The 25631-nt window shown below is 44.8% G+C and carries 23 protein-coding genes; 18 read left to right on the top strand and 5 right to left on the bottom strand.

From position 1 onward, the window contains the following. Positions 1–2 precede the first annotated feature (2 nt). The gene (gene leuS, locus RRU94_RS13055; RefSeq protein WP_315694701.1) at positions 3–2414 is read left to right on the top strand and encodes a leucine--tRNA ligase; all 2412 of its coding nucleotides are present in this window, start codon (positions 3–5) and stop codon (positions 2412–2414) included. Between the two features lie 19 nt (positions 2415–2433). Continuing rightward, on the top strand, positions 2434–2742 hold the full coding sequence (locus RRU94_RS13060; RefSeq protein ID WP_315694702.1) for a rhodanese-like domain-containing protein: 309 nt from the start codon (positions 2434–2436) through the stop codon (positions 2740–2742). 36 nt (positions 2743–2778) lie between these two features. Here the strand turns inward: RRU94_RS13060 and RRU94_RS13065 are convergent, their stop codons facing one another. Further along, positions 2779–4032, bottom strand: coding sequence for a BaiN/RdsA family NAD(P)/FAD-dependent oxidoreductase (locus RRU94_RS13065; protein ID WP_315694703.1), 1254 nt, complete (start codon positions 4030–4032; stop codon positions 2779–2781). A gap of 120 nt (positions 4033–4152) precedes the next feature. On the opposite strand from RRU94_RS13065, the gene RRU94_RS13070 reads away from it, so the two are divergent. After that, on the top strand, positions 4153–5775 hold the full coding sequence (locus RRU94_RS13070; RefSeq protein ID WP_315694704.1) for a putative polysaccharide biosynthesis protein: 1623 nt from the start codon (positions 4153–4155) through the stop codon (positions 5773–5775). 13 nt (positions 5776–5788) lie between these two features. Continuing rightward, positions 5789–6499: a pseudouridine synthase gene (locus RRU94_RS13075; protein WP_315694705.1), complete on the top strand. Its 711-nt coding sequence runs from the start codon at positions 5789–5791 to the stop codon at positions 6497–6499. Positions 6500–6543: 44 nt separating this feature from the next. Here the strand turns inward: RRU94_RS13075 and RRU94_RS13080 are convergent, their stop codons facing one another. Next, entirely contained in the window at positions 6544–6765 is a 222-nt protein-coding gene (locus RRU94_RS13080) for a DeoR family transcriptional regulator (RefSeq protein WP_045851690.1), read from the bottom strand. 324 nt (positions 6766–7089) lie between these two features. On the opposite strand from RRU94_RS13080, the gene pepV reads away from it, so the two are divergent. Beyond that, positions 7090–8499: a dipeptidase PepV gene (pepV, locus tag RRU94_RS13085; protein WP_315694706.1), complete on the top strand. Its 1410-nt coding sequence runs from the start codon at positions 7090–7092 to the stop codon at positions 8497–8499. 177 nt (positions 8500–8676) lie between these two features. Here pepV and cysK read toward each other — a convergent pair whose 3' ends face one another. Then, positions 8677–9612 (bottom strand): cysteine synthase A, encoded by a 936-nt coding sequence (cysK, locus tag RRU94_RS13090; RefSeq protein ID WP_315694707.1) that lies wholly within the window; start codon positions 9610–9612, stop codon positions 8677–8679. A 140-nt stretch (positions 9613–9752) separates the two neighbouring features. On the opposite strand from cysK, the gene thpR reads away from it, so the two are divergent. The 5 genes from thpR (at position 9753) to trmB (ending at position 14998) form a co-directional block, all read left to right on the top strand. Continuing rightward, complete coding sequence (gene thpR, locus RRU94_RS13095; protein WP_315694709.1) at positions 9753–10319, top strand: RNA 2',3'-cyclic phosphodiesterase; 567 nt, start codon at positions 9753–9755, stop codon at positions 10317–10319. Then, on the top strand, positions 10307–11260 hold the full coding sequence (locus tag RRU94_RS13100) for an NERD domain-containing protein (protein ID WP_315694711.1): 954 nt from the start codon (positions 10307–10309) through the stop codon (positions 11258–11260). Before thpR ends, RRU94_RS13100 begins: the two co-directional genes overlap by 13 nt. Further along, complete coding sequence (gene pulA, locus RRU94_RS13105; RefSeq protein WP_315694713.1) at positions 11261–13396, top strand: type I pullulanase; 2136 nt, start codon at positions 11261–11263, stop codon at positions 13394–13396. It begins immediately after the preceding gene. Between the two features lie 134 nt (positions 13397–13530). After that, positions 13531–14367, top strand: coding sequence for a phosphotransferase (locus RRU94_RS13110; protein ID WP_410493045.1), 837 nt, complete (start codon positions 13531–13533; stop codon positions 14365–14367). Then, positions 14351–14998: a tRNA (guanosine(46)-N7)-methyltransferase TrmB gene (gene trmB / locus RRU94_RS13115; RefSeq protein WP_315694717.1), complete on the top strand. Its 648-nt coding sequence runs from the start codon at positions 14351–14353 to the stop codon at positions 14996–14998. The genes RRU94_RS13110 and trmB overlap by 17 nt, the downstream gene beginning before the upstream one ends. A gap of 39 nt (positions 14999–15037) precedes the next feature. On the opposite strand, the gene RRU94_RS13120 is transcribed toward trmB, so the two are convergent. Next, positions 15038–15358 (bottom strand): PepSY domain-containing protein, encoded by a 321-nt coding sequence (locus tag RRU94_RS13120; protein ID WP_315694719.1) that lies wholly within the window; start codon positions 15356–15358, stop codon positions 15038–15040. Between the two features lie 142 nt (positions 15359–15500). On the opposite strand from RRU94_RS13120, the gene RRU94_RS13125 reads away from it, so the two are divergent. From RRU94_RS13125 to murC, 4 genes are all read left to right on the top strand, one after another. Next, positions 15501–16571 (top strand): M42 family metallopeptidase, encoded by a 1071-nt coding sequence (locus RRU94_RS13125; RefSeq protein WP_315694722.1) that lies wholly within the window; start codon positions 15501–15503, stop codon positions 16569–16571. 18 nt (positions 16572–16589) lie between these two features. Continuing rightward, complete coding sequence (locus tag RRU94_RS13130; RefSeq protein ID WP_315694724.1) at positions 16590–17390, top strand: DUF1444 domain-containing protein; 801 nt, start codon at positions 16590–16592, stop codon at positions 17388–17390. Positions 17391–17511: 121 nt separating this feature from the next. Beyond that, complete coding sequence (locus tag RRU94_RS13135; RefSeq protein ID WP_315694726.1) at positions 17512–19791, top strand: DNA translocase FtsK; 2280 nt, start codon at positions 17512–17514, stop codon at positions 19789–19791. Positions 19792–19947: 156 nt separating this feature from the next. Then, positions 19948–21246: a UDP-N-acetylmuramate--L-alanine ligase gene (gene murC, locus RRU94_RS13140; protein ID WP_251269683.1), complete on the top strand. Its 1299-nt coding sequence runs from the start codon at positions 19948–19950 to the stop codon at positions 21244–21246. Positions 21247–21306: 60 nt separating this feature from the next. On the opposite strand, the gene RRU94_RS13145 is transcribed toward murC, so the two are convergent. After that, complete coding sequence (locus RRU94_RS13145) at positions 21307–22422, bottom strand: aminopeptidase (protein WP_315694729.1); 1116 nt, start codon at positions 22420–22422, stop codon at positions 21307–21309. Between the two features lie 158 nt (positions 22423–22580). Here RRU94_RS13145 and RRU94_RS13150 point away from each other — a divergent pair, with 158 nt between their 5' ends. The 4 genes from RRU94_RS13150 to RRU94_RS13165 all read left to right on the top strand — a co-directional run bounded on the left by RRU94_RS13150 (position 22581) and on the right by RRU94_RS13165 (position 25580). Next, on the top strand, positions 22581–23069 hold the full coding sequence (locus tag RRU94_RS13150; protein ID WP_251269681.1) for a DUF948 domain-containing protein: 489 nt from the start codon (positions 22581–22583) through the stop codon (positions 23067–23069). A 51-nt stretch (positions 23070–23120) separates the two neighbouring features. Continuing rightward, entirely contained in the window at positions 23121–23930 is an 810-nt protein-coding gene (locus RRU94_RS13155) for a YtxH domain-containing protein (protein ID WP_315694731.1), read from the top strand. Positions 23931–23981: 51 nt separating this feature from the next. Beyond that, positions 23982–24302, top strand: coding sequence for a bacillithiol system redox-active protein YtxJ (gene ytxJ / locus RRU94_RS13160; RefSeq protein WP_315694733.1), 321 nt, complete (start codon positions 23982–23984; stop codon positions 24300–24302). Between the two features lie 201 nt (positions 24303–24503). Next, a complete protein-coding gene (locus tag RRU94_RS13165; protein WP_315694735.1) occupies positions 24504–25580 on the top strand; it encodes a bifunctional 3-deoxy-7-phosphoheptulonate synthase/chorismate mutase in 1077 nt (358 codons plus the stop codon). Positions 25581–25631 lie beyond the last annotated feature (51 nt).

Here is a 25631-nt window from a genome sequence, read left to right on the forward strand (position 1 = left end):
ACATGAATTTTGATCACAAAAAGATCGAGCAAAAATGGCAGCACTATTGGGAACAAAATAAAACTTTTAAAATGAACAATGATTCGGATAAGCCGAAGTTTTACGCACTGGATATGTTTCCGTATCCATCAGGCGCCGGGCTTCACGTTGGTCACCCGGAAGGCTATACGGCAACAGATATTTTAAGCCGTTTTAAGCGTATGCAGGGATACAATGTGCTTCATCCAATGGGATGGGATGCATTCGGGCTTCCGGCAGAACAATACGCCCTTGATACTGGAAACGACCCGGCCGAATTTACAGAACAAAATATTAATAACTTCCGCCGTCAAATCAAATCACTCGGGTTTTCTTATGACTGGGATCGTGAAATCAATACAACAGACCCGGATTATTATAAATGGACACAGTGGATTTTCCTGGAATTGTATAAAAAAGGGCTGGCATATGTAGATGAAGTGCCGGTTAACTGGTGCCCGGCACTAGGAACGGTTCTTGCAAATGAAGAAGTGATTGATGGAAAATCAGAACGCGGCGGCCACCCGGTTGAACGCCGCCCAATGCGTCAATGGATGCTTAAAATAACGGCTTATGCGGACCGTTTAATCGAAGATTTAGAGGAGTTGGACTGGCCAGAGAGCATCAAAGATATGCAGCGTAACTGGATTGGCCGTTCTGAAGGAGCAGAAGTAACGTTCAATATTGACGGCCATGACGAAACGTTTACGGTATTCACAACGCGTCCAGACACGCTGTTTGGAGCGACGTATGCTGTTTTGGCTCCTGAACATCCATTTGTTGAAAAAATTACTACAGCGGAACAAAAAGAAGCCGTCGAGCAATATATTGATGGAGTCAAATCAAAAAGTGATCTTGAGCGGACCGATCTTGCCAAGGACAAAACCGGTGTTTTCACAGGCGCTTATGCCGTAAACCCGGTAAACGGTGAAAAAATGCCGATCTGGATCGCAGATTATGTATTGATCACATATGGTACGGGTGCGATTATGGCCGTTCCGGCACATGATGAGCGTGACTATGAGTTTGCGCGGAAATTTGATTTGCCAATCAAGGAAGTGGTAGCCGGAGGAAATGTAGAAGAAGAAGCCTATACAGGAGACGGCGAGCATATTAATTCAGACTTCCTTAACGGTTTAAACAAAGAAGATGCGATTGCGCAAATGATCGCCTGGCTCGAAAAAGAAGGCATTGGTACGAAAAAAGTGACGTACCGTCTTCGTGACTGGCTGTTCAGCCGTCAGCGTTACTGGGGTGAGCCAATTCCGATTATTCACTGGGAAGACGGTACAATGACAGCTGTTCCAGAATCAGAGCTGCCGCTTGTATTGCCGAAAACGAAGGAAATTCGTCCGTCCGGCACTGGTGAATCACCACTTGCTATTATTGAAGACTGGGTGAATGTCGTGGATCCGGAAACAGGCAAAAAAGGCCGCCGGGAAACAAATACAATGCCGCAATGGGCGGGAAGCTGCTGGTACTACCTGCGCTTTATCGATCCGACCAACAAAGAAGCGCTTGCGGATGCCGATCTTTTAAAACGCTGGCTGCCGGTTGATATTTATATCGGCGGAGCAGAGCATGCTGTACTTCACTTGCTATATGCGCGTTTCTGGCATAAAGTGCTGTATGATATCGGTGTGGTTCATACAAAAGAGCCATTCCAGAAATTATTTAACCAGGGAATGATCCTTGGGGAAAACAATGAAAAAATGAGTAAATCAAAAGGCAACGTCGTTAATCCGGACGAAATCGTGGAAAGCCATGGTGCCGACACGCTCCGCCTTTACGAGATGTTCATGGGCCCACTTGAAGCATCGATTGCCTGGAGCACGAACGGCGTAGAAGGAGCACGCCGCTTCCTTGACCGCATTTGGCGTTTGCTTGTGATGGATGATGGTTCGTTAACATCAAAAGTAGGCGAAGGCGATACAGCGCTTGAGAAAGTGTATCACCAGACCGTGAAGAAAGTAACGGAAGACTATGAAGGCCTTCGCTTTAACACAGCCATCTCACAAATGATGGTATTTGTAAATGAAGCGAACAAAGCCGAAACGATTCCAACAGAATACGCAGAAGGATTTGTAAAGCTTCTATCACCGCTTGCTCCGCACTTGGCAGAAGAGCTATGGGAAAAGCTCGGCCACAGCGAGACGGTAACGTACGAAGCATGGCCGCAATTTGATGAGTCAAAGCTTGTCGATAACGAAGTTGAAATCGTCTTGCAGCTGAACGGAAAAGTAAAAGCAAAACGTATGGTATCTAAAGACGCTACGCGTGAACAACTGGAAGAACTGGCTATGCAGGACGAACAGTTTGCAGCGGAACTAACTGGTAAAACGGTTCGCAAGGTTATTGCTGTACCGGGCAAGCTTGTGAACGTTGTAGCCAATTAATGTTGAGGGGATGAAGAATATGATTCCAATGATTACAGCAGAAGAAGTACGCCAAAAACTCGAAAACGGTGAAGCATTGGCCCTGATCGATGTTCGTGAAGAAGATGAAGTTGCAGAAGGCATGATCCCGGAAGCAGAGCATATCGTCATGGGAACCATTCCTGGTGAATTGGATCGCCTTGATCCAGAAACCGACTATATCATCGTATGTCGTTCAGGTGTACGTTCTGAGAATGTAGCCCGCTTTCTCATTGAAAACGGCTTTAAAGCCACAAACATGACAGGCGGCATGCTGAACTATACAGGTGAAACAGCACCGAAAAAATAAAAAACTGTGCGGACTCGCTCCGCACAGTTTTTTTATTTATCGAACGGCTGCTGCATTGGTGCCGGCAATATGTCCGGTAATAAGAGCCGCCGTAATATTATAGCCGCCGGTATAGCCATGAATGTCGAGTATTTCCCCACAGAAGAAAAGGCCATCTTTCTTTTTAGAAGCCATTGTTTTGGGCTCGATTTCTTTTACGGATACACCGCCGCCGGTTACAAATGCTTTTTCAATTGGCAATGTTCCGTGAACGGACATTTTAAATGACTTGAAAAGAGAAGCGAGTTCACGGATGGACGCTTCCGATAATCCGTTTCCAGGTGTCTCAAGATCGATGCCGGCCTGCTGGAGCAAAAAGTGCAGATATCGTTCCGGCACCATTTTTTTAAAGCTGTTTTTCACTGCTTTTTTCGGTTCTTCTTTTATCGTTTTGCGGATGGCAACACCTGCGTCATGTTCATTTCCGTCTGGAAACACATCGATGGCCATTTGAACGGGAAAGCCGTTTTTCCTGCCTTCTTTCACGACGTATTGGCTGCAGCGCAGGGCAGCAGGGCCCGATAAACCGAAATGAGTAAACAGCATATCCATTCGGTGAGTAACAAGCACTTTGCCTTTTTTATTGAGCACCGACAAGCCGACATCCCGAAGAGCAAGCCCCTGCATAGAGCGGTTTACAATAAACGGCTCTTTTGACGTAATAGGTACTTCTGTCGGGAACAGCTCGGTAATGGTATGGCCCGCCTGCAGGGCCCATGGATAGCCATCACCGGTAGAGCCTGTCTGCGGCACCGCTTTTCCACCTGTTGCCAGCACTACTGCATTCGAATGAATATCTTCGCCGGAGACCAGACGGACACCGCGTATATATTGTTCATCCATCAATAGTGAGTCAACAGGCGAGCCGAGGCGCATATCGACCCGAAGGCGCTTAAGCTCACCGAGCAGTGCTTCCACAACGTCCTGCGCCCGGTTTGAGACCGGAAACATTCGTCCGTGGTCTTCTTCTTTCAGTTTCACGCCTAGCTGTTCAAAAAAACGGATAATGTCTTCATTGCTAAACACAGAAAAAGCGCTGTACAAAAAACGGCCGTTACCGGGAATGTGCCGGATAATTTCTTCAACAGGCAGGCGGTTTGTTACATTACAGCGCCCGCCGCCGGAAATTTGCAGCTTGTTTCCCGGTTTACGCCCTTTATCAATAAGCAGTGTGCGTGCGCCTGCACGGCCGGAGGCAATCGCTGCCATCAAGCCGGCCGGTCCGCCGCCCACGACGATTACGTCATACATATAGTCACCTCATTGTTCGAACTTTGTTCATTATAGCAGATGGCGAAAAAAATTGTCAGACACGAGAGAAAGAGGTACACTAGCAAGTGATGTTTAAAGAGAAAAAGAGGGATTCAATGTATGTCATCCAATTTGATCCGAGGGACGTTTATCCTCACACTTGGCACGTTTATATCTAAATTTCTTGGCTTGTTTTATGTTATCCCGTTTTACAGTATTATCGGAGGGGAAGATGCGGCAGCGCTGTATAGTTATGGCTACGTGCCCTATACGATTTTTATCAGTATTGCCACTGCAGGGGTTCCGCTTGCTGTCTCTAAATACATTGCAAAGTATAATGCCATAGAAGAGTATGCCGTTGGCAGGAAGCTGTTTAAATCGGGCATGGTGATTATGCTGATGACTGGTTTTGCCGCTTTTCTTATTATGTATTCATTTGCGCCTTTCTTTGCACAATTATCATTAAATGGGGAAGAGACGACTTATACGATTGAGGATGTCACGACCGTTATACGCGCAGTCAGCTTTGCTCTGATTATCGTTCCATTTATGAGCATCACGCGCGGGTTTTTCCAGGGGCATCAATCGATGGGGCCATCAGCCGTTTCAACGGTTGTAGAGCAAATCGCCCGTATTGCTTTTCTATTGGCTGGAGCCTATATTGTGATTTATGTGATGAACGGATCGGTCGTAACAGCGGTCAGCGTTGCGACATTTGCTGCTTTTATCGGTGCGGTGTTCGGGTTAATTGTGTTATACGTGTATTTCTTCAAGCGTAAAAAGCATTTGGACAAGCTCCTGGAGCAGGATAAAGGGCAAGCAAAAGTTTCATTATTTGGGATGTATTCAGAAATTGTCGTGTATGCAATTCCGTTTATTTTTGTCGGCATCGCGATTCCGCTTTACCAGCTTGTCGACCAGTTAACCTTTTCCCGCGCCATGTCTCAAATTGGTTTAGCCGATCAGGCAGTATCGGCATTTGGGATTTTAAATTTCAGCACGCAGAAGCTTGTCATTATCCCCGTTTCCCTTGCTACTGCATTTGCCATGACGCTGGTTCCGATGGTCACGAGCTCATTTGTAAAGGGAAGAATGGATGTTGTCACGCAGCAGCTGAATAAAACCTTTGAAGTCCTGCTTTTTTTAACGGTTCCTGCGGCGGTCGGTATGGCGCTTTTAGCAGAACCGCTTTATACCATTTTTTATGAAGCGAGCGCGCTTGGCACAGACGTACTTCGTGTGTATGCACCGATTGCGATCTTATTTGCTCTATTTTCCGTTACGGCAGCCATTTTACAAGGAATTAATGAACAGCGTTTTACGGTTTTAAGTTTATTGACCGGTATATTGGTTAAGCTGTCTTTAAATATTCCGCTTATTAAATTGTTCCAAACAGAAGGGGCTGTTTATGCGACTGCACTCGGCTACTCCACTTCTATTATCATCAATCTAGTTGTCATCCGTTTTTATGCCAATTACTCACTTCGCCCGCTTGCGAAAAAAATCGGCTTGATTATTGGGTTTAACGTGGTGATGGCTGTGGTTGTGATGGCCCTTTACGGCGTGCTGTCTTTCGTATTGTCGGCACAATCAGACGGTCCTGCTTTATTGATTACCATCATCTGTGCTGGCGCTGGAGCCGCTGTTTACTTTGTGCTCAGCCAGAAGTTTGGCCTGCTTGATGAAGTATTCGGTTCAAGACTGGACGGAATTAAACGAAAACTACGCTTGAAAAAAGCATAAAAGGAGTAACACTATGCGCTTAGATAAATGGCTGGCCAATTCCGGCATCGGTTCCCGCAAAGAAGTAAAAAAGCTTTTAAAATCGGGAGCCGTAACAGTGAACGGAAAAGTAATAAAAGATGCAAAGCAGCACGTTCATCCCCAAACAGATGAAGTGATGCTGTTTGATGAGCCGGTTGAATACCGTGAATTTATTTACTTGATGATGAACAAGCCGGCAGGGGTGATTTCAGCAACAGAAGACAAGCGGGACGAAACAGTGGTGGATTTGCTTGATGATATGCATAAGCATTTCGACCCGCACCCGGTCGGCCGCCTTGACAAAGACACAGAAGGGCTGCTTCTTTTAACAAATGATGGACAGCTGTCCCATTCTTTGCTTTCGCCGAAGCATCATGTTCCTAAAACATATTTTGCCCGTGTCCTCGGCCATGTAACGGAAGAAGATGCAGCAGCTTTTCAAGAAGGAGTAACGCTTGATGACGGCTATCATACAAAGCCGGGAGAGCTTGTTATTTTATCAGCAGGCGAAGAGTCGGAGATTGAGCTGACGATCACGGAAGGAAAGTTTCATCAAGTAAAGCGAATGTTTCAAGCCGTAGGTAAAGAAGTTCTTTATTTAAAAAGACTATCGATGGGCGGTCTTTTGCTTGACGAAGAATTGGAGCTTGGCGAGTACCGGGAAGTAACAGAAGAAGAGCTGGCTTTACTGCGTGAAAGCTAAAAAAAACGGCTGCCTGAAGAGGCAGCCGTTTTTTGATAAAAACATTATGATGTCATCCGAACTTTCTTTTCTGTGGTTGTCCATTTCCCACGTGTCGGGCTAAAAACAAGCTCATTGTAAGCCAGTACATTCAAGTCGCGTTGAATGGTTCGCGGGGTGATGCCAAATTCATCTACAATATCCTGCGTTGTCACAGTTCCATTTTCTTTAATGAACATATAGATGGATTTTATGCGAGTCAGCATCCGATTTGTAGTAGGCTTCAAAATACCACTCCCTCATCTTTTTTCCCATGAGACATAACGACAGCAGGAGACATGAAATGATAATATGATAAGCTGATTCAGACATCTCCTTGCACCTGTTTAACAGGCGCTAAACTGTCTGACAATTACAGTGTACTGTATTTATAGAGATTATGCTAGGGAAAAGAGCTTAATTTACAAGAGATTTACCCTTTTTTAATAATATTATGCCTGCTAACAAAAAAAATGTACGTATTTTGGTAAAAAAATTGAAAAATAAATCTTTTGTAAAGAAATTGGTTAAAATGCCGGTTCCCATGTAAAATGAAAAAAGGAGGAATGCTTATGCGTACCATTAACTGGCGAAACGAAATAAAAAAACGCGAAGGCGAATTAATTCAGGATTTGCAGTCGTTAATTCAAATTCCAAGTGTGAAAAGCGATCAAGCAGCAGAAGATGCTCCTTTCGGAAGGGAAGTACGGCAGGCGCTTGATTTTATGCTTGAACTGGGCGAGAAAAGCGGCTTCCGTGTAAAAAACACAGGAAACGTAGCCGGACACCTTGAAATAGGACACGGAGAAGAACTGATTGGTATTTTGTGCCATGTCGACGTTGTGCCTCCAGGTGACGGGTGGTCGTATAAACCATTTGAGGGAGAAGTAGAGGACGGCAAAATCTTTGGACGCGGGGCGATTGATGATAAGGGACCCACTATTGCAGCGTACTATGCCATGAAAACCGTTCAGGAATTAGGCATTCCGCTTGAAAAGCGGATCCGAATGATTGTGGGGACTGATGAAGAAAGTACATGGCAATGCGTGGAGCATTACTTTAAAACCGAAGAAATGCCAGGAGTCGGATTTGCGCCTGATGCAGATTTCCCGATTATTTTTGCAGAAAAAGGGATTGCGGATGTTCAGCTGAATCTGACCGTTCCGGAGCCCGGACAAGCTGATATTCAAATCGAATCGTTTAAGGCGGGCAGCCGGTATAATATGGTTCCGGATTATGCAAAAGCAGCCGTTTGGATTGAAAAGCAGCATACATTATTTTTACAAAACTATACAGAGTATATAAAAGACAACGACTTAGAAGGCTCTTATTATATTGACGGAGGAATTGTTTTTCTCGAAATGAATGGCGTATCTGCTCATGCAGCGGAACCAAAGGATGGACAAAACGCTGCGCTGTTCCTGGCGGATTTTTTAGTCCAGGAAGCGATTGATCCTGCCGCTTCTGCTTATTTACAGTTTGTTGTAGATTATTTCAAGGATGATACACGGGGACACCGGCTGGGCATTGCCTCAACCGATGCAGAAATGGGAGATGTCACAGTGAATGCGGCCTTGTTCTCCTATGAAAAGCAGCAAACAGCGCAAATCGGCTTGAATATTCGATATCCTGTTTCTTTTTCATTTGAAGAAGAAATACATAAGCTTAAGGAAGCTCTTTCTCCTGTTTCACTACAGGTTTTAGACAACAATCCTCCGCATTATACAGAGCCGGATGATCCATTTGTCCAAACGCTAAAGCGAGTGTACGAAGAGGAAACCGGCGAGGAAGCGAAGCTGCTTTCGACCGGCGGAGGTACATATGCGCGGGCTTTAAAAAGAGGCGTTGCGTTTGGAGCTTTGTTTCCTGGACGGGCTGACGTTGCCCATCAGAAAGATGAATATGCGGTCTTGGATGATCTGTTCAGGGCAGCGGCTATTTACGCACGGGCTATTGTCGAGCTTGCTGGAAAAAAGAATTAAAAAGAACCCTGCCATAAAGGCAGGGTTCTTCAGCTTGTAGACAAACAAAATCTTTTGACAAAGTATCTCTTTGTTTCTTTTTTGCTCAAGAAGTCCGGCCGGCTTCCTCTATCGGCTCTTTTCAAGAAGCGATGTTTCCCCAAAAAAATTTCCTGCCTTTTTTAGGAGAGAGCTTATTTACTCATCTTGAAATACATCCGTAGACAAGTACCGTTCGCCCGTATCCGGAGCCAGGCAAATGACCATATCATCTTTTGATAAAGCTTTAGCTGCTTGGATCGCGGCAAAGCATGCAGCACCGGCAGATGGACCGACCAAAATCCCTTCCTCAGCAGCAAGGCGGCGGGTAATGTCATAGGCGTCCTCATCTGTAATTTTAAAGATCGAGTCATAAACCTCTGTATTTAAAATAGAAGGGATAAACCCAGGGCTCGTACCGACGAGCTTGTGCCGGCCAGGCTGGCCGCCTGATAAAACAGGGGATCCAGCCGGTTCTACGACATGAACAGCTAAATCAGGGAATTGCTTTTTTAGTTCTTCCCCTGTACCCGTAATTGTTCCGCCTGTACCTGCAGTTGCCACAAAAGCAGCAAACCGCTTGCCAATCTGTTCTACAGCTTCGGAAATTTCCGAGGATGTCGTGCCACGGTGGGCATCCGAATTAGCGGGATTGTCAAACTGCATGGGAATAAAACTGTTTGGAACACGCTCGGCCAGCTCTAGTGCTTTGCGGATGGAGCCAGGCATTTTTTCATCTCCCGGCGTCAAAACGACTTCTGCACCATATGCTTTTAAAAGGTTGATGCGTTCCTTTGTCATCGTGTCCGGCATCACCAAAATGGCTTTGTATCCTCTGGCAGCCGCGTTCATCGCAATACCGATGCCTGTATTTCCGCTTGTCGGTTCAATGACCACAGCTCCCGGTTTTAACTTTCCTGATTTTTCTGCCTCTATAATCATGTTATAAGCAGCGCGGTCCTTTACACTTCCGCTCGGGTTGTAAAATTCTAATTTTACGTACACATCTGCTCCGTGTTCAGGTGACAAACGCTGCAGCTTTACGAGCGGTGTGTCGCCAATCAGTTTGGCAATATTATCAACCACTTTCATCAAACGTCACCCTTTCTTTATTCAATTAAAGCATATTACTCGAACAATTCCAATCGAAATACAGTGGATGAGAAAAGACGACTTTTCTTGCGGGTTTTTGGTAAACTAAAAACAACAATTGGCCGAAAAAAGGAGTGTAGAGTATGCAGCCACATTATTTTTTTGCACTTGTTCTTCCCGATGACGTGAAAAAAAAGATTGCGGATGAAATGAAAGGAAGAAATGAGCTTTTTAAAAGGCTGGTCCATAAGGAGGATTACCATTTAACATTGGCATTCGTGGGCGCAGCTGATCTTTCGGATCTGGAAAAAGCCTGTGTGTTTATGGAGGAAAACATAAAACATATACCTGTTTTCGAACTTAAACTGACGTCATTTGGTACGTTTGGCCAAAAAACGTCTCCGCGTATTTTCTGGATTGGAACGAATGAGCCTTCTTCTCTTTTCGATGTGCAAAAAGGGGTGGCAGCTGCGTGCCGGAAAGCAGGAATTTCCATAGATGAAAAACCGTTTCGTCCTCATATTACCACTGCGCGGAAATGGGCGGGTTCCGAGCCGTATGTGCCAGATGTACTTCCGGAATGGCCGTCTTTTCCTGCAGCTGAAATTGCTTTGTATGAAACGAAAAGGGCAGCGGGTCCAAAGTACGTGAAAAGATGGTCCTGCCTATTAAGCGGGTCAGGAGAGGAACAAGAGCCATGGCGCAATTAATTAAGCTTCAAAATTATATCTCAAGATATGAACAAGACCCTTTCCATTACCCAGCCCGGTATGTTCGGCTGAAAAAAGGAGAGTGGGAAAAGTTTCATAACCAGTGGGAATACCAGCGGAGCACGGGAATAATACATACAGAACCCGGCAAAGAGGAAAATTGGCTGCTAGAAGAACCAAAGGAAAAGCATTCTTTGCTCCGGGGGTTGTTTTCTAAAAAAGAAAAACGGGTAGAAACAGAGCCCGGGCCTTTGCAGGAAGATGAAGCTTTGTTTTCAATGAATGAATCAGAATTCATATACTTGCAAACAGAAGAGGATGTAAAAAAAGCATTCGTTGATAAAATGTTTGCTTTTCAAGTGAAATGGGCAAGTTCAACACTGCTGCATCAGTCACCGCTCGATCACAAATATTATGTGGATGAGCAGCTGAAATTTTTAGCGACGCGTCTGCCAGATACGTTCCTCATTTTGTATAAGCCGGTTTTCCGCTTTCAAAAAGCCGTTGTCGAGCTGGACATTGTACTGATCACACCGCTGCAAGTCTGGTGCCTTACATTTTTGGAAGAGCAGGACGAAGCGGTTTTTACCGGTTCTTCTGACCGGTTTTGGATGAAGCGTTTTCGAGAAACGGAATCTAAAGTGTTAAGTCCTGCCGTTTCATTGGCAAGAACAGAAACAATCGCCAAAAAACTGCTCCGGCATCATGAAGTGGATATTCCCGTTCGAAAAGCGATTTTATCTCGAAACGGCTACATTGATGACCCGTCCGCACCAGCAGACATATATTACATTGATAAGCGTGAATTTCCCCGCTGGTTTCAAGAAATGAGACAGTTTTCTTCACCACTGAAAACGATTCAGCTGAAAGCAGCAAAAGTTTTGCTTGCACATGCAGATTCGATCAGCCTGCGCCGCCCAGAATGGGAGGAGGAGATATAAATGATTTCAACCCGTCCGTTTAATGCATATTTAGATACACTGACTGAAGTCGCTGTTTTGCTTCCAAAGCATTATTATTCAGGGAAGTCTTCTGCTTTTTATATTGAGAGCGGGGGCAACGTAACGAAAATGGAGCTTGTGGGCGTGCAGGAATTGAATGCAGAAATAAAATACACGTGCCGCTTAAAAGAAATGCCGGAATTTGGCCGGGAGCATGTTATTTTAGATGAACGCCTTATGCGTACCGATTTGCAAATGGGCGGTGTAATCCGGACAAAAGAATTCGACCGGCTCTTTTACTACGAAGGTGAGCTGGGAAGCATGTACACACCGGAGAAAACTTCTTTTCGAGTGTGGGCACCAACGGCAACTGAAGCTTTTGTAAAGTTTAAAGAAACAGAAGAAGCTCCGCTTCGCTATATGCCGATGAGAAGAGGACCATCCGGTACATTTGAAGCAGAAATAAACGGAAATGCAGAAGGTTTTTTTTACCATTACCAAGTGCGGGTCAATAATATCTGGCATGAAGCGGTCGATCCTTATGCAAAAATGGTTTCTGTTCACAGCGAGTGGGCACGTGTTGTCGATGATGAAAAAATGAAGGTGGAAAAGCACCAGCTCCCTCCTTTTTCTTCTCCGCTCGATGCGATTATTTACGAAGCTTCCATTCGTGATGTTTCGAGCCAGCGGGAAAGCGGCATTAAGCACCAGGGCTTGTATCTTGGACTCACAGAGGAAGGGACACAAAGTCCTGACGGGCAGCCGACTGGACTGGACTACATCACATCGCTCGGTGTCACCCACGTACAGCTGATGCCCTTTTTCGATTTTTTTGGTGTATCTGACACAGATTTTTCCGCCAACTACAACTGGGGCTACAATCCTCTTTATTTTAACGTGCCGGAAGGAAGCTTCAGCTCCAATCCAGCCGACTTGTATGCACGCTCAGTAGAACTGAAGCAAATGATCGAAGCGTTTCATAAAAAAGGGCTCCGAGTCATCATGGATGTGGTGTATAACCATGTATTCGTCCGGGAGACTTCCTCGTTTGAAAAGCTCGTTCCGGGCTACTTTTTCCGCCAGGGAATCGACGGAATGCCTTCAAACGGATCAGGATGCGGAAACGACTTTGCCTCAGAGCGGAAAATGGGCCGCAAGTTTATTTTAGATTCTCTTCAGTACTGGATGGAAGCCTACAATCTCGATGGATTTCGTTTCGACCTGATGGGACTGATTGATGTGGAAACGATGAAGCAGGCAGCCAGCCGTCTTCGCCGTCATAATCTAGGTCTTATTCTGCTGGGAGAAGGGTGGGACTTAAACACCGCGCTGCCCGCTGAGGAAAAAGCAACGATTCGCAATGAACATGCACTGCCGGAGGTTGCTTTTTTCAATGACCGGTTCCGTGACTCCATTAAGGGAAGTACCTTTCAGCTGTTTGAAACCGGTTTTGCGTTTGGAAACAGCAAGATGCTCGACAATGCCTTTGCCGCACTGACAGCCAATGTCGGGTGCAGCGGTGTAGACCGGTTGTTTCACTCGCCGGCCCAGTCTGTCAACTATGTAGAATGTCATGATAACTATACACTATGGGATAAGCTTGAAGCATGCTTTCCAGGAGATACAGAAACGAATAAGAAAAGGCATCTTTTGGCCACTGCTATTGTACTTTTCTCCCAGGGAATTCCGTTTCTGCATGCCGGCCAGGAATTTTGCCGGACAAAGCATGGAGTTGAAAACAGCTACACAAGCTCAGATATTATTAATCAAATGGATTGGCGCCGCCGTGGTGAATTTGTAGACCATGTGCAATATGTGAAAGGGCTGATAGAAGTCCGAAAATCAACGGGGGCGTTTCGTCTTAGAAAAGAAGAAGCCATTTGCTATCATATGGTTAAATGGCCAGCCAATGCGGATACACTAACTGTCTGGCTGAAGGATGTCGGTTCGTACGGCAAGTGGAAAGACTTGGTTTTAAGTTTTAATACGGGTAAAATGGCTTCGACTTTTGCACTGCCGGAAGGAGAAGAATGGCACCAGATCGTTTCAGGTACTGAAGCTGGAACAAAGCCGCTTCAAACGGTGAAGCAGGACGCTTCAGTAGAGCCATTCAGCTGTGCCGTTTTCGCCAGATAGAATGTTTCATAAAGGAACTGGTCGAAAGCGCCGATTCATGATACAATATGTCAGACGATAAACGAACGATACAAGTAATAAAAAAGACAGCGATTGTTTCTCGAAGCGGCTGCTGTCTTTTTTTTATGAAAAAGGTGAGGTTTTTGGAACACTTTTTGGGAAGAGATTGGGAAATCATGCCTGCCGGAGGCGTAACAGGAAAAGCTTTTTTTGCGCGCCATGCTGGACAGGAGCTGTTTTTAAAGCGAAATTCTTCGCCTTTTCTTGCTATGCTTTCAGCTGAGGGAATTGTCCCAAAACTTGTTTGGACAAAGCGGCTCGAAAACGGCGATGTGATTTCCGCGCAGCATTGGATGAATGGCAGGGAACTTGGGCCGGAAGAAATGGAGTCAGATCGTGTTGCCCGGCTGATGGGGAAAATTCATTCATCCAAACCGCTTTTAAACATGCTCAAACGGCTTGGAAAACAGCCTGTACTGCCGGCAGCTACTTTATCTGATATCCGTTCCCAAGTTCATTCGATGTCTGCCCATCCGGTTGTCTCGGATGCGCTCTGTTTTTTAGAAGAGGGTCTGCCAAATGTGCCGGATTATCAATTTGTGGTATGTCACACAGATGTAAACCACCATAATTGGCTCCTTTCTGACGAGGACGAGTTATTCTTAATTGATTGGGATGGTGCCATGATTGCCGATCCGGCGATGGATATTGGTACATTGCTGTTTGGATATGTGAAACGGGAAAACTGGGGCGAGTGGCTCAATCAGTACGGCTTGGCATTAACACCAGAGTTCTTTCACCGCATGAAATGGTATGCGGCAGCACAGCTGCTTTCATCTATTGAGTGGAACCGTGAAAAAACCCGCTTCCACGATATGAACCGCGGTTTAGCTTCTCTGCATCAGCTGTTGGAAGCAGAGCATAATTTATTTGGAAATGGAGAGAACAGGCAAGATGCGTTTACGAAATAAACCATGGGCGCACGAGAAAATCAGCGCTCATCCACAATATATTGTTCCAAACCCTGAGGAAGCAAAAGGGCACTGGTATGAAATTTTTGGCAACAACAATCCGATCCATATTGAAGTAGGAACAGGAAAAGGCCAATTTGTAACAGGAATGGCAAAACAAAACCCTGATATCAACTATATCGGGATTGAAATGTATGAAAGCGTCATTGTGACGGCGCTTGACCGGCTTATTGAAGCAGACCTTCCTAACTTGAAACTGCTTAATGTAGATGGGGCAGAGCTGCTCAATTATTTTGAAAAAGGGGAAGTAGGCCGCGTTTATTTAAACTTTTCTGATCCATGGCCTAAAAGCCGCCATGCCAAACGCCGTTTAACCTATAAGACATTTTTAAGCTTGTATGAATCCCTTATGCCTGAGGGCGGGGAAGTGCATTTTAAAACTGACAACCAAGGGCTGTTTGAATTCTCGTTAAAAAGCTTTTCCGAATATGGTATGCTGTTAACGTTTGTCAGCCTTGATCTGCACAACAGCTCCTTTGAAGGAAATGTGATGACTGAATATGAAGAAAAATTCTCGGCAAAAGGCCAGCGAATTTACCGTTCGGAGGCCCGATTCCAGCCGCGTGCATAAAAAATCCCAAACGGGTCGAACCCGTTTGGGATTTTTGTTTTATACAGGCTGCACGTTTAACAGTGTGCCCGTTTTTGCATCTGCTGAAAATTCAAATTGTGTATTTCCGGAATCGCCAGGGCGGGAAATACCGCCTTTATAAACGATTACAGGAAATCCATTGTTGTCAATTTGCTCCGGCTTCATTTGAATCCAGGAACCATCGACCGGTCCATTCTGTTTAAAGGTCTCTTTTACTTTTTTTAATACTTTCTCAGGTGGAATATTCATTGATTTGGACGTTTGTTTTTGAATCAAAATGGCGGCGGCTGCTCCAGCGGCTGCGCCGATCAAAAAAGCGGTTCGATCCCATTTTACCATATTGAAACCCCCTGTTTATCTAGTTGATTGCTTCTTTAGTATACAAGAAGACGAAAGGACTGAAAACTAAAATGCGCTTCAGTCCACCTTGAGCGTTATTTTCGGTATAATGAACAAAAGAAAAGCGGGAGGAATGGAGCAAATGAATCAGGAAACCAAAAGTATGTTTAAAACGCTGACAGAACTGCCGGGTGCACCGGGAAACGAACATGCCGTGCGCGCTTTTTTGAAAAAGGAAATGGAGCCTTATGCTGATTCTATTATTCAAGATCACCTTGGCAGCATATTTGGTGTGAAAAATGGGGATGAAAATGGGCCGCGTGTGATGGTAGCAGGCCATATGGATGAAGTCGCTTTTATGGTAACCGCGATTACTGATAATGGAATGATTCGCTTTCAACCGCTTGGCGGCTGGTGGAATCAAACCATGCTGGCCCAAAGAGTCCGTATCTATACAAGGAATGGTCCGATAGAAGGAGTGATTTCTTCCACGCCGCCGCACCTGTTAACGGAAGATCAACGTAGTAAACCGATGCAGATTAAGCACATGCAGATCGATGTAGGAGCAGACGACAGAGCAGACGCGGAAGCGATTGGCATTAAGCCGGGTCAATCTATTTTGCCTGTCTCCCCATTCACACCAATGGCAAACCCGAAAAAAATCATGGCGAAAGCCTGGGATAATCGATATGGATGCGGATTGGCGCTTGAGCTGCTCAAAGAGCTTCATGGAAAAACAGTCCCGAACATGCTGTATTCAGGCGCAACCGTTCAAGAAGAAGTAGGTCTTCGCGGGGCACAAACCGCTGCCCATTTAATCAACCCGGATATCTTTTTTGCGCTGGATGCAAGCCCGGCCAACGACGCAACAGGGGATAAAAAGGAGTTCGGACAGCTTGGCAAGGGAGTTCTTCTGCGTATCTTTGACCGCTCTATGGTGACGCATGGCGGTATGCGTGAGTTTGTACTTGATACGGCAGAATCAAACAGCATCCCTTATCAATATTTCGTATCGCCCGGTGGTACAGATGCGGGCCGTGTTCATACGACAGGAAGCGGCGTGCCAAGTGCCGTGATCGGTATTTGTTCCCGGTACATTCATACACATTCATCTATTATTCATACGGACGATTATGATGCGGCCAAAGAACTGCTCGTTCGATTGATCACCAGTATGGATAAAGCGACGGTTGATACGATCAAGCAATACTAAAGATGGGGGGAGACTGATATGTCTACCATGAAATTAAAAAGAGAACTTGAACAAACGCTTAAACAGCCGAATCGAACCATTGTATATGACCGTGAAAAAGAAGAAATGCGGATTGAAAACAGTGAAACGAAAAAAGGCGTCACAGTAGCACTGGGCGGCATTTTGGCTAAATTTGAAGGCAATGTTCAAAAAGCAGCTGAGGAAACGATTTATTATGTAAATGAAGCGTTAAATGCATTCGATGGAGCCGGGCAAAAAGAAGAAAAAGAAAAGCAGATTTTTCCGGTAATCCGGGCCGCCTCCTTTCCAACAGAGGCGGAGGAAGGTGTGCCGCTTTTTTGGGATGAACATACAGCAGAAACCCGTATATACTATGCGGTTGATCTTGGTACCACTTACCGGCTGATCGATGAGAGGCTCATGAAAAAAGAAGGATGGACAGCAGAGCAAATACGGGAAATAGCCCGTTTTAACCTGCGCTCTCTGCCGCTTGAGATGAAACAGGATACAGTAGCGGGAAATATCTTTTATTTTTTGAATTCAAATGATGGCTATGATGCCACTCGTATTTTAAATGACCGGTTTTTAAAGGAAATGAGTGAGAAAATAGAAGGAGCGATGACGGTTTCTATTCCGCATGGGGATGTACTCATTATTGGGGACATTCGGAATGAAACAGGCTATGACATATTGGCACAGATGGCGATGAGCTTTTTCGCGGCCGGCCGTGTTCCGATCACCGCTCTTTCTTTTGTGTATGAAGAAGGACACCTTGAACCAATCTTTATTTTAGCTAAAAACCGTCCGCGTAAAGAGTAACGTCTTTAGCGGACGGTTCTTTTTCATCCCCATCTATTTTCCCAAAATTTCGTTTTTCTGTTAACAAATCGTGTATAGTTGGTACAATGAAAAAGACTTTAAGGAGAAAGAGTGATTACAAATGAGTCTGTTTAAAAAAATTCTCTCCTATTTCAGAGAAGAAATTGAAATCATTGAAGTAGATGAAACGAAACCAGTCGATGCTGATACAGTTGAAGAGCCAAAACCAGAGCCGGTGGAAGAGCCGCCGCCGCGCCAGGCTCCAGCCCCTGCTGCTTTTGAGCAGAAGCGCGCCATTCCTTCGCTTCCATCCGTGCAGCAGCTTTCTACGCGTGTAGCATACCGGTATCCGACTGTAAAGCGGAGCGGACATGAGGAAAGTCCACGCCGCTCGCCGCGCCTCACCCGGCACGAGCCTGCTTCTGCTGCGCCGGTTGAATCATCGAGGAGTGAGCAGGGACACAAGCCAGCGTATACTTCTGCGTCAGGAGCATCACGTATTGCACCGCGGCCGTTTAAGCCGACAGAGATTCCATCACCTATTTATGGATTTCGGTCCCGGCCGGTGAAAGAAGATATACGCAGTGTACGCAGCGAAGAGCGGGAAAAAAGGAATGAGCCGCTTCTGCTGTTTTCAAAAGAGCAAGCGAAGCGTCCGTTTGAACGGAAGAAGGAAGCACCTATACAAGAGGTGCCAAGACGGGAAGTACCAAAGCCGAAGGAGGAAGAGGAGGCGCCTGCACAAAAGCCGGCCGTTCTTTATCCAGAAAAGAGCATGCCTTCCGAGCAAAAAGAAAAGCCGAGAGAACGGCGCCATTCCCCTTTTAACGTTGTCATGCTGAAGAAAGATCGCGAGAAAATTACAAAGCCTAAGCCGGCATTGAAGCAGCAGCCCCAGTCCGCTTCTGCTCCATCCAACGTGCCTGCCGCCAAAGCCAAAGAGGACAAGCCGCCTGTACAGGAACCGATGGTGATCCCTGAGAAAATAAATCGTCCGCCGCTCTCGTTTTTAACACCGCCGGCACAGGAATCAGCTGACGATACTTGGGTACAGGAGAAGTCAGCTCTGCTGAATGAAACATTGAAAAGCTTTAATATCAATGCACATGTGACTGGAGTAACCACTGGCCCGTCTATTACGCGCTTTGAAGTAACACCGGCGATCGGGGTTAAAGTGAGCAAGATTGTTAGTTTAACAGACGATATTAAACGCAGTCTTGCCGCGCGGACGATTCGAATTGAAGCACCAATTCCAGGCACCCAGGTGGTCGGAATTGAACTCCCTAATGAAAAAAGCCGCCCGGTCTATATCAGTGAAATTATCGGACACAGCCGTTTTCAATCACATTCTTCGCCGCTGGCTTCCGCGCTGGGCCTTGATATTGCCGGAAATCCGGTTGTGCTGGATTTGCAAAAAATGCCGCACGGGCTCATTGCCGGTGCGACTGGCTCAGGGAAAAGCGTCTGTATTAATTCCATTTTAGTTAGTCTTTTGTACAAAGCAGCGCCTCATGAACTCAAACTGCTTCTCATTGACCCGAAAATGGTTGAGTTAACGCCGTATAATGGCATTCCGCATTTAGCGAGCCCGGTGATCACGGATGTAAAGGCAGCGACTGCGGCATTGAAATGGGCGGTAGAAGAGATGGAGCGGCGGTATCAGCTTTTTGTCCATGCAGGTGTAAGGGACATGGCTTCTTACAATGCAAAAGTGAAAGCATCGGAATTCAATGAACCGCATCTACCGTATTTGGTCATAGTGATTGATGAATTGGCAGATTTAATGATGATGGCACCAGGGGATGTAGAGGAGTCGATTTGCCGGATTGCCCAAAAAGCCCGTGCCTGCGGTATTCATTTGATTGTGGCAACCCAGCGCCCGTCTGTAGATGTTATTACAGGTTTGATTAAAGCGAACATTCCAACGCGGATTGCCTTTTCTGTTTCTTCACAAATTGACTCGCGCACGATTTTAGATAAAGTAGGAGCGGAGAAACTGCTTGGAAAAGGGGACATGCTGTTCCTAAATAACGGTGCGAGCGAATCTGTCCGTCTGCAGGGAACGTTTGTAACCAATGAGGAAATTGATGAAGTGGTTCAATTTGCAAAAGCACAGCAGCAGCCCGATTATTTGTTTAAGCAGGAAGAGCTGCTGCAAAAAGCAGCCGTTCATGATGAAGAAGATGAACTGTTTCAAGAAGCCTGTGAGCTGGTAGTCCGCCAGGGAGGCGCTTCGACTTCTATGCTGCAGCGGAATTTAAAGGTAGGCTATAATCGCGCTGCCCGCTTGATTGAAATAATGGAAGAAAAAGGTCTTGTTTCTGGCCAGCGGGCGGGACGGCCGCGGGAAGTGTTGATTTCGGAAGAAGAGCTGCTGACTTATTTCGAAGAATCAAATTAACCGGCCGGTGCATATGCACCGGTTTTTTGAAGAATAGTCACACTCTGAAAAAAATGCTATAATGGACAAATGCAATGATTGACTGCCTTCCGTTTCAAATGAGGCGGGAATACATATACTACATGTAAAAGGCTAGAGAATGCTGGAGGTTTAATGATGACAACCTATCATTTTGTTGGAATAAAAGGCTCTGGAATGAGCGCCCTCGCCCATATTCTTCACGATAAAGGGTATACCGTGCAGGGATCTGACGTAGAAAAAACATTTTTTACACAAAAAGCGCTTGAAGAAGCAGGCATTTTAATTTTGCCATTTAACGAAAATAATATTCAAGAAGGCATGACAGTTATTGCGGGAAATGCTTTCGGAGATGATCACGAAGAAATCAAACGCGCTCATGAAATGAACGTGCCGGTGATCCGCTATCACAAGTTTTTAGGAGATTTTATTCAAAACTTTACGAGCGTGGCGATTACAGGCTCACACGGGAAAACGTCTACAACCGGCTTGATGGCACATGTTGTAAGCGGCTCGGCGCCAACGTCTTATTTGATTGGAGATGGAACAGGCCGCGGAGCAAAAGATGCAGCTTATTTTGTATTTGAAGCATGTGAATACCGCCGTCATTTCCTATCTTATTCGCCAGATTACGCCGTTATGACGAATATCGATTTCGATCATCCGGATTATTTTGCTGATGTGCAGGATGTTGTTTCTGCTTTTCAACAAATGGCCATGCAGGTGAAAAAGGGTATTTTCGCATGCGGTGATGACGAGTATTTGCAGGGCATTCAAGCGAACGTACCGGTTGTTTTTTATGGCTTTGGCGATGAAAATGATTTCCAGGCACGCAATACGTCTTTTGACGAAAAAGGAACCACTTTTGATGTGTTTGTCCGGAATGAATTTTATGCGACGTTCCGAATCCCTGGATACGGCGATCATAACGTTTTAAACGCTCTGTCAGTCATTGGTTTATGCCACTACGAGGATATTGATACAGACATCGTAAAAGAGCGGCTGCTGACATTCTCGGGTGTAAAACGCCGCTTCTCTGAAAAGCAGGCGGGAGGACAGGTGCTGATTGACGATTATGCGCACCATCCAACTGAAATTCGTGCAACGATTAATGCAGCACGCCAAAAATATCCGAACCGTGAAATCGTAGCCGTATTCCAGCCGCATACGTTTTCTCGTACACAGACTTTCCTTGATGCATTTGCAGACAGCTTAAATGGAGCAGATGCGGTTTACTTGTGTGATATTTTCGGATCAGCCCGTGAAAACCACGGCAAATTGACGATTGAAGATCTTCAAGAAAAAATTCCAGGCGCACAGCTTATCAAAGAAGACGGTACGCCGGTTTTAAGAAAGCATGAAAACAGCGTTTTAATTTTTATGGGCGCTGGTGACATTCAGAAATTCCAGGCTGCTTACGAAGAACAGCTTGCTTAATGAAAAATGCCTGCTGCCGTTATCCGGCAGCAGGCGTTTTTTATGGAGCAAATTCACTTTTTACTTTAAGTTTTCTGGATTCAAGCCTTCAAGTTCCGGCAGAACAAACCGGCCATCCTTTCGGATCAATACGTCATCAAACCAAATTTCACCGCCGCCGTATTCCGGACGCTGAATATTGACCATATCCCAGTGAATATTCGAATGATTGCCGTTATAAGCCTCTTCATAGCATTCACCGGGCGTGAAATGAAAGCTGCCGTCAATTTTTTCATCGAATAAAATATCCTGCATCGGATGAAGAATATAAGGATTGACGCCGATGGCAAATTCACCGATAAACCGAGCCCCTTCATCAGTATCAAAAATGTCATTGATTCGTTTAACGTCGTTAGAATGTGCATCAATAATTTTCCCGTTTTCAAACCGCAGTTTTACATTTTCAAACGTAAAGCCTTCATAAGGAGAAGGCGTATTAAAAGAAATCACGCCGTTCACAGAATCACGCACAGGCGCAGTGTATACTTCACCATCCGGAATATTCAGCTGACCCGCGCATTTAACAGCAGGAATATCCTTAATGGAAAAAGTTAAATCTGTTCCAGGTCCTTTAAGCTGTACGCGGTCTGTGCGGTTCATGAGCGCTACAAGCGGCTCCATCGCTGCATCCATTTTGCTGTAGTCCAGGTTACATACATCGAAATAAAAATCTTCAAACGCCTCTGTGCTCATTTTGGCAAGCTGCGCCATAGAAGATGTCGGATAGCGAAGAACAACCCATTTTGTTTTCGGTACCCGAATGTCACGGTGTACTTTTTTGCCGATCGTATTGCCGTGGATTTTCATTTTTTCTGCCGGCACATCAGCATGCTCATTTATATTATCACCGGCCCGCAGACCAATATAAGCGTCCATTTCCTTCATTACATTCGCTTCAAAATCGGCCATAAGGTCAAATTGGCCTTCCTGCGCACCCATCAGAAGGGAGCGGTCTACTCTGTGGTCCTTTAATAGCACGTAGGGCCATCCTCCAGCTTTATATGCTTCTTCTATCAGCGCAGTGACCAATTCGCGCTGCAGGCCAAAGTTTTCAATCAATACTTTTTCACCGGGTTGTATTTGGCAAGAGTAGTTGATCAAATTGGCAGCTAATGTTTGAATGCGTGAATCTTTCATAAAATCATCCTCCTAATCCTTTTTATTGTACGATTTCCCAAAACTTTGTGCAAAAAGCAGGAAATTTAATTGTAAAAAAAGAAATAATAAAATTAGTGTTTATAATCATAAGCACAGGGTAATTTTATTACATAAATAAACGTTGGAGGTGTCCCGGAGTGGAAATTATTCTTTATTTGAGTGCGGCGGTTGCGGCTATCGCGTTTTTAATTCTGGTCCTTAATTTGTCCAGAACATTAAAATCAGTCGATAACACGCTTGATACTCTATCCCGTACAGTTGACCGCCTAGAAGGGCAATTGAAGAATGTGACAGCGGAGACGGCTGAACTGTTACATAAAACGAATGCGCTGGCTGAGGATGTTCAGCATAAAACGGAGCAGCTGAATACAGTTGTTTATGCTGTAAAGGATGTTGGTTCATCTGTTCATAACTTGAACCATTCATTGAAAAAGGTGACAACAACCGTTGCATCCCAAGTAGAAAAAAATCAATACAAAATTTCTCAAGCTGTGCAATGGGGAAATGTTATAAAGCAGCTGGTTGACAAATTTAAACAGGACGAAAAAACTACAGCAGGTTCCCCGTCCCCAGCAGGGCGCACAGAAGCTTTACCAGCTCCAGCTTACAAAAACAACGACATATGAATGACTAAAAAGTAAAGCATAACGACTAAATTTGAAGAGGAGCGTTTACCCATGAGAACTAAAAACACATATGATCAGTTTAATATTAAAAAGAATGGGGTTAATTCACCTCAATATCCAATTCAGGCTCAACCTCAATATGACAGCTTTGATTTGAGTACAGACCGTTATGATTATGAAGAGTCAATGAATACGAAAGACTTTGTTACAGGCGCTATCTTTGGTGCAGTTGTTGGTGCTGCGGCCGCTTTGATGCTTGCACCTAAATCAGGTACAGAACTGCGCAGCAGCTTAAATTCGCAGGCTGGCTCTTTAAAAGAGCGTGCCAGCGGCTTAACGGATACGGCAAAAGATAAAACATCTTCTTTAACAAGCGCAGTGCAGGAAAAATCATCTGCTTTAATGGATAAAGTGAAGTCCATGAAGTCATCTGAAAATGCTGACTCAGGAACTGAAACAATGAATTCGACATCGCTAGATGAGAAAAAAGAAGATGCAAAATCGGTTGTAGACAGCGTAGCAGAAGCGGTAAAAGATAAAGTAGATACAACAGCTGATACAGCTAAAACAAAGCTTGATGAAACAAAAAAAGCGTTTGACGAAGCAGAAAAAGCAAAAAATAATTCAAATCAAACAAGCAGCAATACATCAAGCAATACATCAACTTCAACCTCGACAGCGACGGTTTCGAGCACAACAGCATCAACGAATGCTACTTCTGCCGGATGGGTCGACCCAGCTGACAAAGGCATTAATGAAAAAAAGAAAAACGGCGGCTTAAATAACAACAATAATAACAACAATAATAATAACAACAACAGAAATAACAACAACTCAAATAAAAAGTTTAACAACAAATAAAAATAAGCCGGACTTGTTCCGGCTTTTCATTTTGAAAAAGGAGCTGTCAGGATGCAGAAGATTATGTATATTGCGGAGTTTGAAGAACTTTTGGAAAGAAACGAGCCTTTCTTTTTACTAAAGCATAGTACCACATGTCCCATCAGCGCTGCCGCATATGAAGCATACGAATCATTTATAAAAGACCCTGATTCTGGTCAGCAGGGGGTCTACCTGGCGGTCCAGGAAGCGCGAGAATTATCCAATCATATTGCTCAAGTGACGGATATTCGACATGAATCTCCTCAGGTGATTTATTTTAAAAATGGAAAACCGGAGTGGAATGAATCTCATTGGAAAATCACAAAAGACCAGCTTGCTTCCGTTTTATAAGTCAAACCCAAACGAATTTCGTTTGGGTTTTTCTGGTCCTTTTACTTTAATGCTTAAAAGCGTTTTAGTGATAAAGTAAAATTATCGTGACTTTTCCAAACGGTTGATTTATAATAAATGTAATTAAAAATTGAATACGGCATTTGTTTGCTTTGAATTGAGGAAATATTTCGATTATATCAGTGTGGAAGGATGAGACATGTGAGCAATCAGGAACTAGAACAGTTAAGAAGCAGAGTGGATGAAATGAATGTCCAGCTGCTAAAGTTAATTAACGAACGGGCAGAACTTGTTCAAGAAATCGGGCGTATCAAAGAAAAACAAGGTGTTAACCGTTACGATCCAGTTCGTGAACGCTCTATGCTTAATAATTTACTAGATAAAAACGATGGACCGTTTGAACGTTCCACTATTGAACATATTTTCAAAGAAATTTTCAAAGCAGGTCTTGAACTTCAAGAAGACGATCATCGAAAAGCGCTTCTTGTCTCAAGAAAGAAAAAGCAAGAAGATACTGTTGTGACGGTGCGGGGCCATAAAGTAGGAGAGGGCAATGTTACGTTTGTTTTTGGACCTTGCGCGGTTGAATCATACGAGCAAGTAGCAGAAGTGGCAAAATCGATCAAAGGCAAAGGATTGAAAATGATCCGCGGCGGTGCTTACAAGCCGCGTACGTCTCCATATGATTTCCAGGGACTCGGCTTAGAGGGGCTGAAAATTCTAAAGCGTGTAGCAGATGAATTTGACCTTGCAGTTGTCAGCGAAATTGTCAATCCGGCTGATATTGAAACAGCTTGTGAATATATCGATGTCATTCAAATCGGTGCCCGTAATATGCAGAATTTTGAGCTCTTAAAAGCAGCAGGGGCTGTGAAAAAGCCTATTTTGTTAAAACGCGGTTTAGCGGCTACTATTGATGAATTTATTAATGCAGCAGAGTATATTCTTGCCCAAGGAAACGATCAAGTCATTCTTTGCGAGCGGGGCATTCGTACTTATGAACGTGCTACGCGAAACACGCTTGATATTACCGCGGTGCCAATTTTAAAACAAGAAACGCATCTTCCTGTTTTCGTGGATGTTACGCATTCCACTGGACGACGTGATCTTCTTCTTCCAGCGGCAAAAGCAGGTATCGCAATCGGGGCAGACGGAATTATGGCAGAAGTGCATCCGGACCCGGCCGTTGCACTGTCTGATGCGGCGCAGCAGATGAATTTGCAACAATTTGATGAATTTTATGATGAGATTTTAAAATCTGTACCGGTAAAAGCATAAAATTAGAGCTCCTGTGTTTGCACAGGAGCCTTTTTTCGTTAATATAGAGAG

The organism is Domibacillus sp. DTU_2020_1001157_1_SI_ALB_TIR_016 (assembly GCF_032341995.1).
GTDB classification, from domain to species: domain Bacteria; phylum Bacillota; class Bacilli; order Bacillales; family Domibacillaceae; genus Domibacillus; species Domibacillus indicus_A.